12 protein-coding genes and 1 tRNA gene are annotated in these 12,333 nt (G+C 61.0%); 4 read left to right on the forward strand and 9 right to left on the reverse strand.

The window, feature by feature from the left end; translation table 11 throughout:
- Nucleotide 1: 1 nt before the first annotated feature.
- The 3 genes from pepN to Q7V46_RS00175 all read left to right on the forward strand — a co-directional run bounded on the left by pepN (nt 2) and on the right by Q7V46_RS00175 (nt 3,822).
- Entirely contained in the window at nt 2-2,689 is a 2,688-nt protein-coding gene (pepN, locus tag Q7V46_RS00165) for an aminopeptidase N (RefSeq protein WP_304911512.1), read from the forward strand.
- 37 nt (nt 2,690-2,726) lie between these two features.
- Nucleotides 2,727-3,734 (forward strand): class 1 fructose-bisphosphatase, encoded by a 1,008-nt coding sequence (locus tag Q7V46_RS00170; protein WP_304911473.1) that lies wholly within the window; start codon nt 2,727-2,729, stop codon nt 3,732-3,734.
- Between the two features lie 12 nt (nt 3,735-3,746).
- A tRNA-Thr gene (locus Q7V46_RS00175) sits at nt 3,747-3,822 on the forward strand.
- A 191-nt stretch (nt 3,823-4,013) separates the two neighbouring features.
- Here Q7V46_RS00175 and Q7V46_RS00180 read toward each other — a convergent pair.
- The 9 genes from Q7V46_RS00180 to soxC all read right to left on the reverse strand — a co-directional run bounded on the left by Q7V46_RS00180 (nt 4,014) and on the right by soxC (nt 11,521).
- A complete protein-coding gene (locus Q7V46_RS00180; protein ID WP_304911474.1) occupies nt 4,014-4,244 on the reverse strand; it encodes a hypothetical protein in 231 nt (76 codons plus the stop codon).
- A gap of 83 nt (nt 4,245-4,327) precedes the next feature.
- A complete protein-coding gene (soxB, locus tag Q7V46_RS00185; RefSeq protein WP_304911475.1) occupies nt 4,328-6,052 on the reverse strand; it encodes a thiosulfohydrolase SoxB in 1,725 nt (574 codons plus the stop codon).
- Between the two features lie 137 nt (nt 6,053-6,189).
- On the reverse strand, nt 6,190-6,843 hold the full coding sequence (gene soxX / locus Q7V46_RS00190) for a sulfur oxidation c-type cytochrome SoxX (protein WP_304911476.1): 654 nt from the start codon (nt 6,841-6,843) through the stop codon (nt 6,190-6,192).
- 15 nt (nt 6,844-6,858) lie between these two features.
- On the reverse strand, nt 6,859-7,665 hold the full coding sequence (gene soxA / locus Q7V46_RS00195) for a sulfur oxidation c-type cytochrome SoxA (RefSeq protein WP_304911477.1): 807 nt from the start codon (nt 7,663-7,665) through the stop codon (nt 6,859-6,861).
- Between the two features lie 127 nt (nt 7,666-7,792).
- Complete coding sequence (gene soxZ / locus Q7V46_RS00200) at nt 7,793-8,104, reverse strand: thiosulfate oxidation carrier complex protein SoxZ (RefSeq protein ID WP_304911478.1); 312 nt, start codon at nt 8,102-8,104, stop codon at nt 7,793-7,795.
- Nucleotides 8,105-8,156: 52 nt separating this feature from the next.
- Nucleotides 8,157-8,612 (reverse strand): thiosulfate oxidation carrier protein SoxY, encoded by a 456-nt coding sequence (gene soxY / locus Q7V46_RS00205; RefSeq protein ID WP_304911479.1) that lies wholly within the window; start codon nt 8,610-8,612, stop codon nt 8,157-8,159.
- A 47-nt stretch (nt 8,613-8,659) separates the two neighbouring features.
- Nucleotides 8,660-8,953, reverse strand: coding sequence for a c-type cytochrome (locus Q7V46_RS00210; protein WP_304911480.1), 294 nt, complete (start codon nt 8,951-8,953; stop codon nt 8,660-8,662).
- Between the two features lie 154 nt (nt 8,954-9,107).
- On the reverse strand, nt 9,108-10,166 hold the full coding sequence (locus tag Q7V46_RS00215) for a c-type cytochrome (protein WP_304911481.1): 1,059 nt from the start codon (nt 10,164-10,166) through the stop codon (nt 9,108-9,110).
- Nucleotides 10,167-10,177: 11 nt separating this feature from the next.
- Nucleotides 10,178-11,521: a sulfite dehydrogenase gene (gene soxC, locus Q7V46_RS00220; RefSeq protein ID WP_370690240.1), complete on the reverse strand. Its 1,344-nt coding sequence runs from the start codon at nt 11,519-11,521 to the stop codon at nt 10,178-10,180.
- Between the two features lie 507 nt (nt 11,522-12,028).
- On the opposite strand from soxC, the gene Q7V46_RS00225 reads away from it, so the two are divergent.
- The gene (locus Q7V46_RS00225) at nt 12,029-12,331 is read left to right on the forward strand and encodes a c-type cytochrome (RefSeq protein WP_304911482.1); all 303 of its coding nucleotides are present in this window, start codon (nt 12,029-12,031) and stop codon (nt 12,329-12,331) included.
- Nucleotides 12,332-12,333 lie beyond the last annotated feature (2 nt).

The raw sequence follows: 12,333 nt of genomic DNA on the forward strand, positions 1-12,333 counted from the left end.
AATGCGTGAGGGCCCCACCACCGTGGTGCGCCGCGAAGACTACACCGCGCCCGCCTACTGGATCGACACAGTCGAACTGAGCTTCGATCTCGACCCCGCCAAGACCCGGGTGCTGAACAAGATGCGGCTGCGTCGCAATGCCGACGTGCCTGCGCAGGCCCTGCGCCTGGACGGTGAGGACCTGAACCTGGCGCGCGTACTGGTCAACGGCGCAGGCTGCTCGTTCAGAATGGACGGCAACCAACTGGTGCTTGAAAGCCTGCCTGAAGGTACAGAGCCTTTTGATCTGGAAATCTTCACCACCTGCGTACCTGAAAAGAACACCCAGCTCATGGGCTTGTATGTGAGCCAGGGCACATTCTTCACGCAATGCGAAGCCGAAGGTTTCCGGCGCATCACCTACTTCCTGGACCGCCCGGACGTGATGGCCAGCTACACCGTCACCCTGCGGGGCGACAAGAAGAAGTACCCCGTGCTGTTGTCCAACGGCAACCTGGTGGAAGAAGGCGAACTGGCCGATGGGCGCCACTTTGCCAAATGGGTCGATCCTCACAAAAAGCCGTGCTACTTGTTCGCACTCGTGGCAGGTCAGCTGGTGGCACGCGAGCAGCGTATCGTTTCGCGCAGCGGCACCGAACACCTGCTTCAGGTGTTTGTGCGCCCCGGCGACATGGACAAGACCGAACACGCCATGAACTCGCTGATCGCCAGCGTGGCCTGGGATGAAGCCCGCTTCGGCCTGCCACTCGATCTGGAACGATTCATGATCGTGGCCACCGCCGACTTCAACATGGGCGCCATGGAGAACAAGGGCCTGAACATCTTCAACACCAAGTACGTGCTGGCCAACAGCGCCACCGCCACAGACACCGACTTCGCCAACATCGAGTCGGTGGTGGGACATGAGTACTTCCACAACTGGACCGGCAACCGCGTGACCTGCCGTGATTGGTTCCAGCTGAGCCTGAAGGAAGGCCTGACCGTCTTCCGCGACCAGGAATTCAGCATGGACCTGTGCGCCGAACCCTCGGCCCGTGCGGTCAAACGCATCGAGGACGTGCGCGTGCTGCGCACCGCACAATTCCCCGAAGACGCCGGTCCGATGGCCCACCCGGTGCGGCCGGACAGCTATGTGGAAATCAACAATTTCTACACCGTCACCGTGTATGAAAAAGGCGCCGAAGTGGTGCGCATGATGCAGACACTGGTGGGACGCGACGGCTTTGCCGCCGGCATGAAGCAATACTTTGCGCGCCACGACGGCCAGGCCGTGACCTGCGACGATTTCGCCCAGTCCATGGCCGATGCCAACCCGGCGTCCGACCTGGCGCGGCTGCTGCCTCAGTTCAAGCGCTGGTACAGCCAGGCAGGAACGCCTCACCTGAGAGCGATCGGCGTTTACGACAGCAGCAACCGCAGCTATTCGCTCACGCTCGCTCAAAGCTGTGCCCCCACGCCCGGTCAGTCACAAAAGGAACCCTTTGTGATCCCGGTGGCCATCGGGCTGCTGGATGCCCAGGGCGGTGAACTGCCGCTGCAACTGGCGCACTGGAGCCAGCCTGAAGCCGGCACCCGCAGCTTCGTGCTGACGCAAGAATGCGAAACCCTCACCTTCGTCAACCTTGACGCCGAACCCGTGCCGTCCATCCTGCGCGGCTTTTCCGCGCCGGTGGTGCTGGACTTCGACTACGGCGACGCCCAATTACTCACCCTGCTGGCCCACGACGTGGACCCCTTCAACCGCTGGGAAGCGGGTCAGCGCCTGGCCCTGCGCCTTGCTCTGCAGGCCATCGCAGCTGAAGGTGCAGTGCCAAACGAACCACTCGACAGCGCATTCATTGAAGCCATGCGCGCCGTGCTGCGCCACGCCACGCTGGATGCGGCTTTCAAGGAACTGGTGCTCACCCTGCCATCGGAAACCTACATCTCGGAACAACTCGACGTGGTGGACCCCCAGCGGGTGCACGCCGTGCGCGAAGCCATGCGCGAACAACTGGCGCAGGCGCTGCACGACGACTGGGTCTGGGCACTTGAGACCCATCGCGACAACGGCGCTTACCAACCCGACCCACTGAGCACGGGACGCCGTGCCCTCACCGGCATGGCATTGACCATGCTCTGTCTGGCCGCTCGTGCCAGCGGCAGTCCGGTGTGGCCCGGCAAGACACTGCAGCGCTTCAAGGAAGCCGGCAACATGACCGATCGCTTCAACGCGCTCTCGGCCCTGGTGGTCAGCGGCCACGCGCTGGCAAGTGACGCGCTGGCCCGCTTCCACCACCTGTTCCGCAACGAGGCACTGGTGCTGGACAAATGGTTTGCCCTGCAGGCGGGATCCCCCGACCGTGGCGGCGATGTGCTGCCGGCCGTTCGCCGCCTGATGACCCACCCCGACTTCAACCTGAAGAACCCCAACCGCGCACGCAGCGTGATCTTCAGCTACTGCAGCGCCAACCCCGGAGCCTTCCACAGGACCGACGCAGCGGGCTACCAGTTCTGGAGCGACTGTGTGATCGAGCTCGACGCATTCAACCCGCAGGTGGCTGCCCGTCTGGCGCGCGCGCTGGACCGCTGGAAAAAGCTGGAAGAACCCTACCGCGCATCGGCCCGCGAAGCGATCACCCGCGTGGCCGCCAGAAGCCATTTGAGCAACGACGTGCGTGAGGTGGTCACCCGCTCGCTCGCCGAGTGAGAAGTCATCCTCCTCCCTCCATCACCCAGACTTTTTCATGAGCAACAAGATTTCACTCACCCGCTACCTGGTCGAACAACAGCGTGTCCACGGACGCATTCCGCCTGAGTTGCGCCTGCTGATCGAGGTGGTGGCTCGCGCCTGCAAGCGTATCGCCATCAACGTCAACAAGGGAGCGCTGGGCGACGTGCTCGGCTCCGCCGACATTGAAAACGTGCAGGGCGAAGTCCAGAAGAAGCTCGACGTGATCGCCAACGAGGTGCTCATCGAAGCCAACGAATGGGGCGGCCACCTGGCGGCCATGGCATCGGAGGAAATGGAAGGCATCTACGTGGTGCCCAACCGCTTCCCGCAGGGCGAGTACCTGCTGATGTTCGATCCGCTGGACGGCTCCAGCAACATCGATGTCAACGTCTCCATCGGCACCATCTTCAGCGTGCTGAAGAAGACCGGCCCGCACCCTGGCGTATCTGAACAGGACTTCATGCAGGCAGGGAACCAGCAGGCGGCGGCCGGCTACTGCGTCTATGGGCCGCAAACCACACTGGTGCTCACCGTGGGTGATGGCGTGGCCATGTTCACTCTGGACCGCGAACAGGGTTCATGGGTACTCACCCAGGACCAGATCCGCATCCCCGAAGACACCAAAGAGTTTGCGATCAACATGAGCAACATGCGGCACTGGGACACACCGGTGAAGCGCTATATCGACGAATGCCTGCAAGGCAAGGAAGGTCCGCGCGGCAAGGACTTCAACATGCGCTGGATCGCGTCCATGGTGGCCGACGTGCACCGCATCCTCAGCCGGGGTGGCGTTTTCATGTACCCCTGGGACAAGCGCGAACCCGAAAAACCCGGCAAGCTGCGCCTGATGTACGAAGCCAACCCCATGGCCTGGCTGGTGGAGCAAGCAGGCGGCGCCGCCACCGACGGGCGCCAACGCATTCTCGACATCCAGCCCACCAAGCTGCACCAGCGAGTGAGCGTGATGCTCGGCTCTAAGAACGAGGTAGAGCGAATTACCAGCTACCACTCCGAGCTATAATTCTCGGTTGATGCCGGTGTAGCTCAGTCGGTAGAGCAGCTCATTCGTAATGAGAAGGTCGGGTGTTCGATTCATCTCTCCGGCACCAAGTAGATACAGAAAAGTCCGCTATCGAACAGGTAGCGGACTTTTTTCTTTCTGAGTCCATGTAGGCACAAGGTAGCCAGACAGGCAAAAACACCAATCGCCGCTCGTTGCGAGCGGCCCAACAAAAAGCCCCTTCATGGCGGGGCCATGCAGGGGCTCTTGTGGTGCTCCTGTGCCGTTGAGCGGCAGGCGTCAGCTGTCGTTGGCCAGCAGACGGAAACCCTTGCCACGCATGCAGTGCGCCACCATGAGCTCCTGCTCTTTCTTGGGGACCTGACTCAGTCCGATCTGGAAACGGCAAGCAGAGAGTTCTGTATAGGCATCATCTGCAGAAGCGTTGGGCTTGTGCCAATGCGGTTTGGAAGTCGAGGCGCAACCGGCGAGCACCGCCACGGCAATCAGCATCCCTGCGAACTTGGTCATGGATTCGTCCTTGAAGAGTCAACAATCCATGAGGATAACAAACCAGGGTTCTCCGGGACCTGTTCGCAGCGGTGACAGATGTCTCAGAACGCAATGCCCGGGTTGCCATCCATGCCCGTGATTCGGGGCGTGTTGATCTGCACTCCCCGGATGACTTTTTTCTCGCGCAGGTAGCCAGACACCACATCCCAGATCGGTTCGCCCTGCACCCCTTCCTGCACAGACGCCCAACCGGCCACCTTGTAAGTCTTGTCGGCTTCGATGGGTTTGTCCTTGAGCCTCATGTTGTTGATGCGCTGTCCCATCGCTGCCGTGGGCGACACCGTGTATTGCAGCCCGCCCACGCGCACCATGTCGCCACCCTGCTGATAGTAGGGATCGGGGTTGAAAATGTTGTCGGCCACGTCTTCCAGGATTTCCTTGATCTGCGCACCTGTGAACGAATTGAGGGTGGTCGCGGGGTAGGTCAGCGCCATCTGGTCCATCATGCGCTCATAGGTGATGGTGTCACCAGGCAATAGTGAAGTGCCCCAGCGCACACCGGGTGAAAACGCAATGTCCGCACCCTTGTTCTGCATGAGCGCGTCGCAGATCACCTGGTCCCACGAGCCGTTGAAATTGCCTCGCCGATACAGCAGGTCTTCGGTGACCGCGAGCTTCTCTTCAAGCTTCGCCTTGTACGGCGCACGCACCTTGTCGATGTGAGCCTGCATGGTGGCATCGGCAGCGAGCAGGTTTGAAAACACGGGCAGCAGCTTGTATTGAAAGCCCTGCACCTTGCCACCCCGCACGTCGAAGTCGAGCACGCCGAGGAACTTGCTGTTGGATCCCGCATTGGTCACCAGGGTCTGACCACCGCTGTTCTTCACGATGAAGGGTGCTGGCATGCCGTCGTGGGTATGGCCGCCCAGGATGGCGTCGATGCCGCTCACGCGGCTCGCCATCTTGATGTCCACGTCCATGCCGTTGTGCGAGAGCACCACCACCACCTGGGCACCCTTGCCGCGGGCCTCGTCCACCATTTTCTGCATGTGCTCATCCTGGATGCCGAAGGTCCAGTCAGGCACCATGTGGCGCGGGTTGGCTATGGGGGTGTAAGGGAAAGCCTGCCCGATCACCGCCACCTGGACGCCGTTCATCTCGCGCATCGCATACGGCTTGAAGACCATGTCTTCAAAGTCGGTGGTCTTGATGTTCTGCGCGAGGAATTCCATGTTCCCCTTCAGGTCCTTTTCCACAATCTCCTGAACCCGCTTGGCGCCAAAGGTGTGCTCCCAGTGCGAGGTCATCATGTTCACGCCGAGCAGTTTGCAGGCGTCAACCATGTCCTGGCCATCGGTCCAGAGCGATGTGGCAGAGCCCTGCCAGGTGTCGCCGCCGTCGAGAAGCAGCGCATTCGGCCGGCTGGCCTTGAGCTGTTTGACCAGCGTGGCCATGTGGGCGAAGCCGCCCACTCTGCCGTAGGTCTTCGCAGCCTGACTGAAGTCGAGGTATGAGAAAGCATGCGCCTGTGCGCTGCCGGGCTTGAGCTTGAAATGCTTGAGCAGCGTTTCACCCACGATATGCGGTGGTCGACCCACGGCATCGGCCACGCCCAGGTTCACATTCGGCTCGCGGAAGTAGATGGGCGTGAGCTGCGCATGGCAGTCGGTGAAGTGCAGGAAGCTCACATTGCCGAATTTCGGCACATCGTACAGCCGCTCACCCGCACCGGGCGCGGCCGCCAGCACATCACGATGGTCCAGGGCCATGCCGGTGGCGCTGGCCACAGCCAGCACCTGCATGAATTCACGGCGACTGAAACCCATAAATATTCCTTGTCAATTGTTTACTGATATTCAACTTGCGAACAAAGCGGCCACACCAGAATGACCAACTCAAAGCCGAATAGAAGATACCCCGGTCGGCATGCTCCGTCTGGAGCAACAACCGCCGGGGGTGGTCGTTACTTGTTGACGGGTGAGGCCGGATCGAGCAGCAGGGCCATCACATGCTGAATCTGTTTCTCATCGAGAATGCCTTTATGGCCTGCACGCGGCATCTGTGAACAGGCGCTGTAAGCACGTGCGTTGTACAGCTTGCCCCAGGTGTATTCCACGATGGCCTTGCTGGCGGCCGCATTCGGATCGGTCACGCCACGCAGCTTGCCGTAGTTGTAAAGGCTGGGGCCGAGCGTGCCGAAGGAGATCTCCTCCTTGCTGATCTGGTGGCAGTTGTAGCAGTTGCCACCGTTGGCAGAGCCGGCCTGGTCGGACCAGGTCAGGCCGCGACCGCTCTGGGCAATCTTCTCGCCTTCCTTCCAGTCGCCCAGAAACTTCCCGTCGCTGGGCCATTTCACGGTCTTCATGTTGGCGGCCTCAATCGACTTGGCGACCTTTTCGTCGATGGGCTTGCCCGCCACATCCGATGCAACGCATTCTCGGTTGGCTTCGTCGAGCACCAGGCGATCGAGCTTGGCGATGCCCCGATCCTGGAACGAGCCCTTGAGCATGTCGGCCGTTGCCTTGTCGTAGTCGGCAGGCGATGGTGAAGATGTGCAACCAGCGAGCAGCAGCGCAGCGATGGGCAGGGAGACGATGGAAACGAATTTTTTGTTCATGGCTGTTGCTCCCGTTCAGCGCTTGATGGCAGGCACGATGGATTCGGCCGTCTTGGCATTCACGCCCATGTAAACGCTCAGCGCGATGGTGGCCTCGCTGCCAAACTTGGGCTCGGGCCAGCGCATCTGGCGGAAGCAATCGTTCAGGCGAAGCTGCATGCCCCACATCTGCGCGTTGGACACCCGGTAGGCGGGCCAGGCGGCAAAACCGATACCGTCACCCGGGTTCTTGGTGAGGTTGGGCAAATCCTGCAGGCGGATGCGTTTGTCGTCTTCACCATGGCAGGAGGCACACGAAAAATCGTGGGTGCCACCGCGCGTGAAGAACAGTCGCTTGCCCGCTTCGTACATCAGTTTTTCCTGCGGATGGGATTGCGACAGGTTGAACTTCATGCCTTTGGACGCAGTGGCCACATAGGTGGCCAGAGCGGTCACATTGGCCATCTCGCCGCGACCGAATGCCGTCTTGGCCACCTCGTCACTCTTGAAGCCCTGCAGGGTTTCCATGCAGGTCAGCAGACGCGACTCCAGATCCTGCACCCGGCCCGTGTCCTTGAAGAAACGCGGCAGCTCTACAAACGCGCCTTCGATCACCCCAGGACCTTTGCCCAGATCGCACTTTTCGAGCGTGGCAGCTTTGGGACCGCGCTTCTGTTTCCAGAGCTCCTCGCCCTTCATCTCGAAGAGCTCGGCGGGATTGCCGTCCTGCAACATTTCGCGGTACTTGGCAATGCCGTCGGCAGCCGATCCCTGCGCATGCACGGATGCAGCAGCCAGCAAGCCGGCAAGCGCCAGAACGGCGCGGGAAGCAGTGGGATTCATGGGTCGTCTCCTCTTTGTAGTGGTCTTCGAAATACAGCGACGGCATCCATTGCCGCCGGGGAACCGGCTCTTCCGTGCTCCATGCGAAACCCCTTCAGAGCATCGCGCAAAGCACGGCGGGAGTGGGTCAGGCGATGACGGCTTCGTCGGTCCGGGTATCGTTTTTGTTGTCGACCCATTTCACGACCACCTTGTCGCCCTTGGCGGCGCCGGTGATCTTGAACGACAGAAACGGATTCTGCGAAACCGCACCGCTGAACATGGCCTTCAACACGGTCTTGCCGTTGTGGGTGGCTTCCACATCACGGATGTAGTGGGCGGGAATGGTCTCACCAGCCGCGTTCTTGCGCGTGCCGGTTTCCATGACGTGCGACATGAGCACGCGGACGGTGGTTTCTTCGCCTGCAAGGGCAGCGCGGATGCGCATCGGATCGGCCATGATGGACTCCTGAATTCGGTGATTGGACTATGTGCTTCGAAGGGGTGGGCGATCAGCCGCCGCATCCACCCAGGGTGACCTTGGTTTCCTTGACGGCTGAATACAGTTTGCCGTCGGCCTTGACGACCGCCATGATGTTGGAGCTCTGACCCATTTTCAGCCGGGTCTGTACGTCGGGCACCGTGCCGGCCGGGATCATGAAGGCTGCACACAGCGGCATGGGATTCTTCTCGACCAGGAGGTAGATCTCGGTGGTGTTGGGCAGCTTGCTGCTGGCACCCACAGGCACCACGGCGCCGTTTTCGGCGATGTCTGGCGAGTTCAGGGAAACCTGATCACTGTTGGCAGGTGTTCCACCCACTGCTTTGAGCGCATCTTCCAGGGTCTTGACCTGGAAGCTGGCGTGGTCCACGGCGGCCTGGGCCTGGCTCTGGGTAATGATGCCCAGCGACACCAGCGTGGCGAAGGCCCCGGTGGTCTTGAGGGCGACTCGGCGTGAGTTGTTCATGGGGGGCTCCTGTGAAGTGAAGGAAGGGCGGCAGTTTACCGGCGGGGTCATTGATCGGGTGCGCCAGCCAGGATCCAGCCGGCCAGCAACTTGAGTTCGTCGTCCTTGAGTTGGGCCTGGGCCGGCATCGGCACTGGGCCGTACACGCCCGCTCCACCCGACTTGATGCGCGCAGCCACTTTTTCAAGGGCGTCGGCTTGACCTTTGTGTTTGGCAGCCACGTCCTTGTAGGACGGACCTACCAGCTTTTTGTCCACCGCGTGGCACGCGAGACAGGCACTCTTGGATGCAAGCGCCTTGGCGGCGGCAGCGTCCACAGCCAGTGCTGCAGTGCTGGTCATGGCGAGCAGGCCTGCGGTGATAAGGGGGAGAGTGAAATGCATCTTCATAGGTTAAGGAATCCTTCTCGCGTGTTGAATAGGGAATACGAGTACATGCAAATATTTAATTAATAGGATCAATACAAGGTAACGACATAAGCGGATGTCTTGCGGATCACTGGGCACCTGCTGCGATCCAGCGCGCCATGGTGCCTGCATCGGCCGCACTCAGTTGCGGCTGCGCCGGCATGGGCACCGCTCCGAACACGCCGACGCCACCCTCCCGGATCTTCACCGTCAGATAGGCCTCCAGCTTTTCCCGCCCTTTGTGTTTGGCCGCAATTTCACTGAAGCCGGGGCCAACGATCTTCTGCTTCATGCCATGGCAGGCCGTGCAGCTGTTGGTGTCAAGCAGTGTCTTGATATCACCGCCCTGGCTTGGGGTGGCACCCACCACGGCCACCACCGGTGGTGGTCGGGTTCCCACCGGCGCACTGGGGGGCGGCTTCGTGGTGTCGGCACCGCGTACGGGGCCGATGATGCGGTTCTGCTCGGCGATGTTTCCATGTGCATCGCGAGCGAAATCTGGCAGGGAGGATCGGATGGTGATTTCCACCGGGCAGTCCTTCATGCAGGCCACGTTCTTGACGTCACCCTTGCCGCCGATCTTCCACAGCGGTTCATGGAAGACCATGCCGTTGCGGTTGGGCATGCGTTTCTGCACTTCGGCGATGTTGTCGTTGCTCAAAGTGAAGTCGGGCGGCACCACGTCGGCCAGGCTCAGGATGTAGGCGGTAACGCCGTAAACCTCGTCGGGCGTAAGCGACTTGGGCGCGTTCCACGGCATGGCGCGGTTGATGTAATCCCACAGCGTGGAAACTGTGGCCACCTTCATCATCGTGGTCTTCTGCGGAAAGGTGGAGCCAGCCTCCAGGTTCTTCACCCGACCGCGTTGAATGTCTTCCTTGGTGGTACCACCCACAATGGGCGTGAAAACCTCGTTGGATTCACCGAAGCTGCCGTGGCAGGAGGCACATTGCGCCTCCCACAATCGCTCGCCCTGCTGCACCGAGCCGGCGCCTTTCGGCAGGCCCTTGAAGTCAGGACGCACATCGATGTCCCAGGCCTTCACCTCGGCGGGCGTTGCGTCGCGTCCGATGTCGTGCCAGGGGGTGCTCTGGGCCCAGGCAGCACTGCTGATGAGGGTAGCCGCGAGAAAGGTCAGGGTTCGCATGGCGGGCCTCTTCAGTAGACTTGCACGTTGGAAACTTCGCCGTTTTCGGCGACTTTCCACGACTGGATGGCGTTCTGGTGGTAGACCGAGCGGGTACCACGCACGGCGCGCAACTGGTTGATCTTGGGTTGCACGTAACCGGTGCTGTCGATGGCGCGGCTTTGCAGGATGGCGGGCTTGCCGTCCCAGACCCAGTCGATGTTGAAGCGGGTGAGTGCCTTGGGCAGCACGGGACCTTCAAGACGCGCGGTGCGCCAATTGCGCCCGCCGTCTGTGCTCACATCCACGCGCTTGATGCTTCCCCGGCCCGACCAGGCCAGGCCGGTCACGTTGTAATAGCCCTTGTCAAGCAGGGTCTGGCTGCCTGAAGGCGTGGTGATCACACTCTTGCACTCCTGTATGCCGGTGTACTGCCGGTGGGTGCCGTCAGGCATGTGGTCGATGTAGTGGATGGCCTCGTCCTTGGTCGCCCACTTCATGTCGCCCACCTCCAGCCGGCGCAGGTATTTCACCCAGCTCACGCCCTGAATGCCGGGCACCACCAGCCGCAAGGGGTAGCCGTTTTCCGGACGCAGCATTTCGCCATTCATGGCCCATGCCACGATGCAGTCGTCCATGGCGCGCTCCATGTCGATGGTTCGGGTCATGGAAGAGCCATCGGCACCTTCGGCCAGCACGTACTTGCCCTTTTTCTTGTCAACGCCACACATTTCCAGCAGCGTGGAGAGCAGCACCCCGGTGTACTCGCTGCAGCTCAACATGCCATGCGTGTATTGCACGGCAGGCAGCGCCACATTGCCCCATTCGGGTGCGGAGTTGGCGCCGCATTCGATGAAATGGATGCGCGAGACACTGGGCAGACGCATCAGGTCGTCCATGGTGAAAACACGTTCGCGCTTCACCAGTCCATTGACCATCAGCCGGTGCTGGCTGGGGTCGATGTCCCACCAGCCCTGATGGTGGCGCTCGAAGTGAAGGCCGTTGGGTGTGATGATGCCGAACAGGCCTTGCAGGGGCGTGAAGCTCACCGAGGCCGCCTGAACCCGCGTCAACCCCGGGCTTTCCCGGCGCTGCAGATTGGCTTCCCACTTGCTCGGTTTGCCGTAGCCATCGGTGACCACCCCCTGGCCGAGTCCGGTGGTGTGTGCGGGCAGCTTGAGAATCGCATCTTCGCCTTCGGCAGCCATCGCACGGCTGGCTGTCGTTGCACTGGCGGCCACGCCTGCTCCCATGGCAAGGGCCTTGCCCATGAAGCTGCGGCGGGCCTTGCGAGCCTGCTCCAGTTTTTCCGCACTCAGATGATGTTCAGGCGCGGGCAACACGCGCCCGATGACATCGCTCAACTCTTTGGACACTTGGAATTTCCTTCTGATGTCGGCAGCGGTGGGTTCAATGCACCACAGCAAGGGGAGGTTTCAACACCGCCGCTTCGCCCTCCCGATCCACCCGGTTCGGGTGCCGCCTGGCTGCCACGGCGGCCATGTGGAAGGGACGGAAAACGGGGTTCGCGCATGAAGTTGTCTGGGTGAATCTGGTGTGACACTATATTCGTGCTTGCTGATATTCTAATTGGTGTTAACCCGGATAAGCCAGCCAGCCGGCCGAAAATCGGGCGCGCCGTTTCGCTGCCCGCTTGGGCGGAGCAACGTTGTTTTCACACGCCCCCAGTTGACGCCATTTGCCGGGCGCATCACCTGATGCGCGACGCAGCCGTCGCGCTAGGGTTTCCACCGTGAGATGCACCCGAGCGCGATGCTAGGATGAAACATCTACATATGCGTAAGTGCTTATTCTTAGCAGGGTGAGGGGCTCTGCTACAGTTTTCCTTGGTGTCAAGTTCAACCCCTCTTCTGGAGACAAGAATGGTGAAATCGATGAAATGGCTGGCGGCCGGTGTGCTGTGCGCCACCGCGGTGGGCGCTCACGCGCAAGTGAATCAGATTCGCGTCTGGGCTGCAGCTTGTGCCAACTGCCATGGCACCGAGGGGCGTGCCGAACAAGGCATGGAATCCCTGGCGGGCAAAGACAAGGACGAAATGCTGCAGAAGCTGATGGACTTCAAGTCCGGCCGCAAGCCCGCCACCATCATGCACCAGCTCACCAAGGGTTACACCGATGAGCAGTTGGCGCAAATCACCGCCTATTTCGCCTCGCAGAAAAAGTAAGG

It is taken from the genome of Hydrogenophaga sp. (assembly GCF_030651625.1).
Lineage (GTDB): Bacteria > Pseudomonadota > Gammaproteobacteria > Burkholderiales > Burkholderiaceae_C > Hydrogenophaga.

Coding starts and splice junctions, on each gene's coding strand:
- pepN (WP_304911512.1), top strand. CDS start 2: ATGCGTGAGGGCCCCACCACCGTGGTGCGCCGCGAAGACTACACCGCG.
- Q7V46_RS00170 (WP_304911473.1), top strand. CDS start 2,727: ATGAGCAACAAGATTTCACTCACCCGCTACCTGGTCGAACAACAGCGT.
- Q7V46_RS00180 (WP_304911474.1), bottom strand. CDS start 4,244: ATGACCAAGTTCGCAGGGATGCTGATTGCCGTGGCGGTGCTCGCCGGT.
- soxB (WP_304911475.1), bottom strand. CDS start 6,052: ATGGGTTTCAGTCGCCGTGAATTCATGCAGGTGCTGGCTGTGGCCAGC.
- soxX (WP_304911476.1), bottom strand. CDS start 6,843: ATGAACAAAAAATTCGTTTCCATCGTCTCCCTGCCCATCGCTGCGCTG.
- soxA (WP_304911477.1), bottom strand. CDS start 7,665: ATGAATCCCACTGCTTCCCGCGCCGTTCTGGCGCTTGCCGGCTTGCTG.
- soxZ (WP_304911478.1), bottom strand. CDS start 8,104: ATGGCCGATCCGATGCGCATCCGCGCTGCCCTTGCAGGCGAAGAAACC.
- soxY (WP_304911479.1), bottom strand. CDS start 8,612: ATGAACAACTCACGCCGAGTCGCCCTCAAGACCACCGGGGCCTTCGCC.
- Q7V46_RS00210 (WP_304911480.1), bottom strand. CDS start 8,953: ATGACCAGCACTGCAGCACTGGCTGTGGACGCTGCCGCCGCCAAGGCG.
- Q7V46_RS00215 (WP_304911481.1), bottom strand. CDS start 10,166: ATGCGAACCCTGACCTTTCTCGCGGCTACCCTCATCAGCAGTGCTGCC.
- Q7V46_RS00225 (WP_304911482.1), top strand. CDS start 12,029: ATGGTGAAATCGATGAAATGGCTGGCGGCCGGTGTGCTGTGCGCCACC.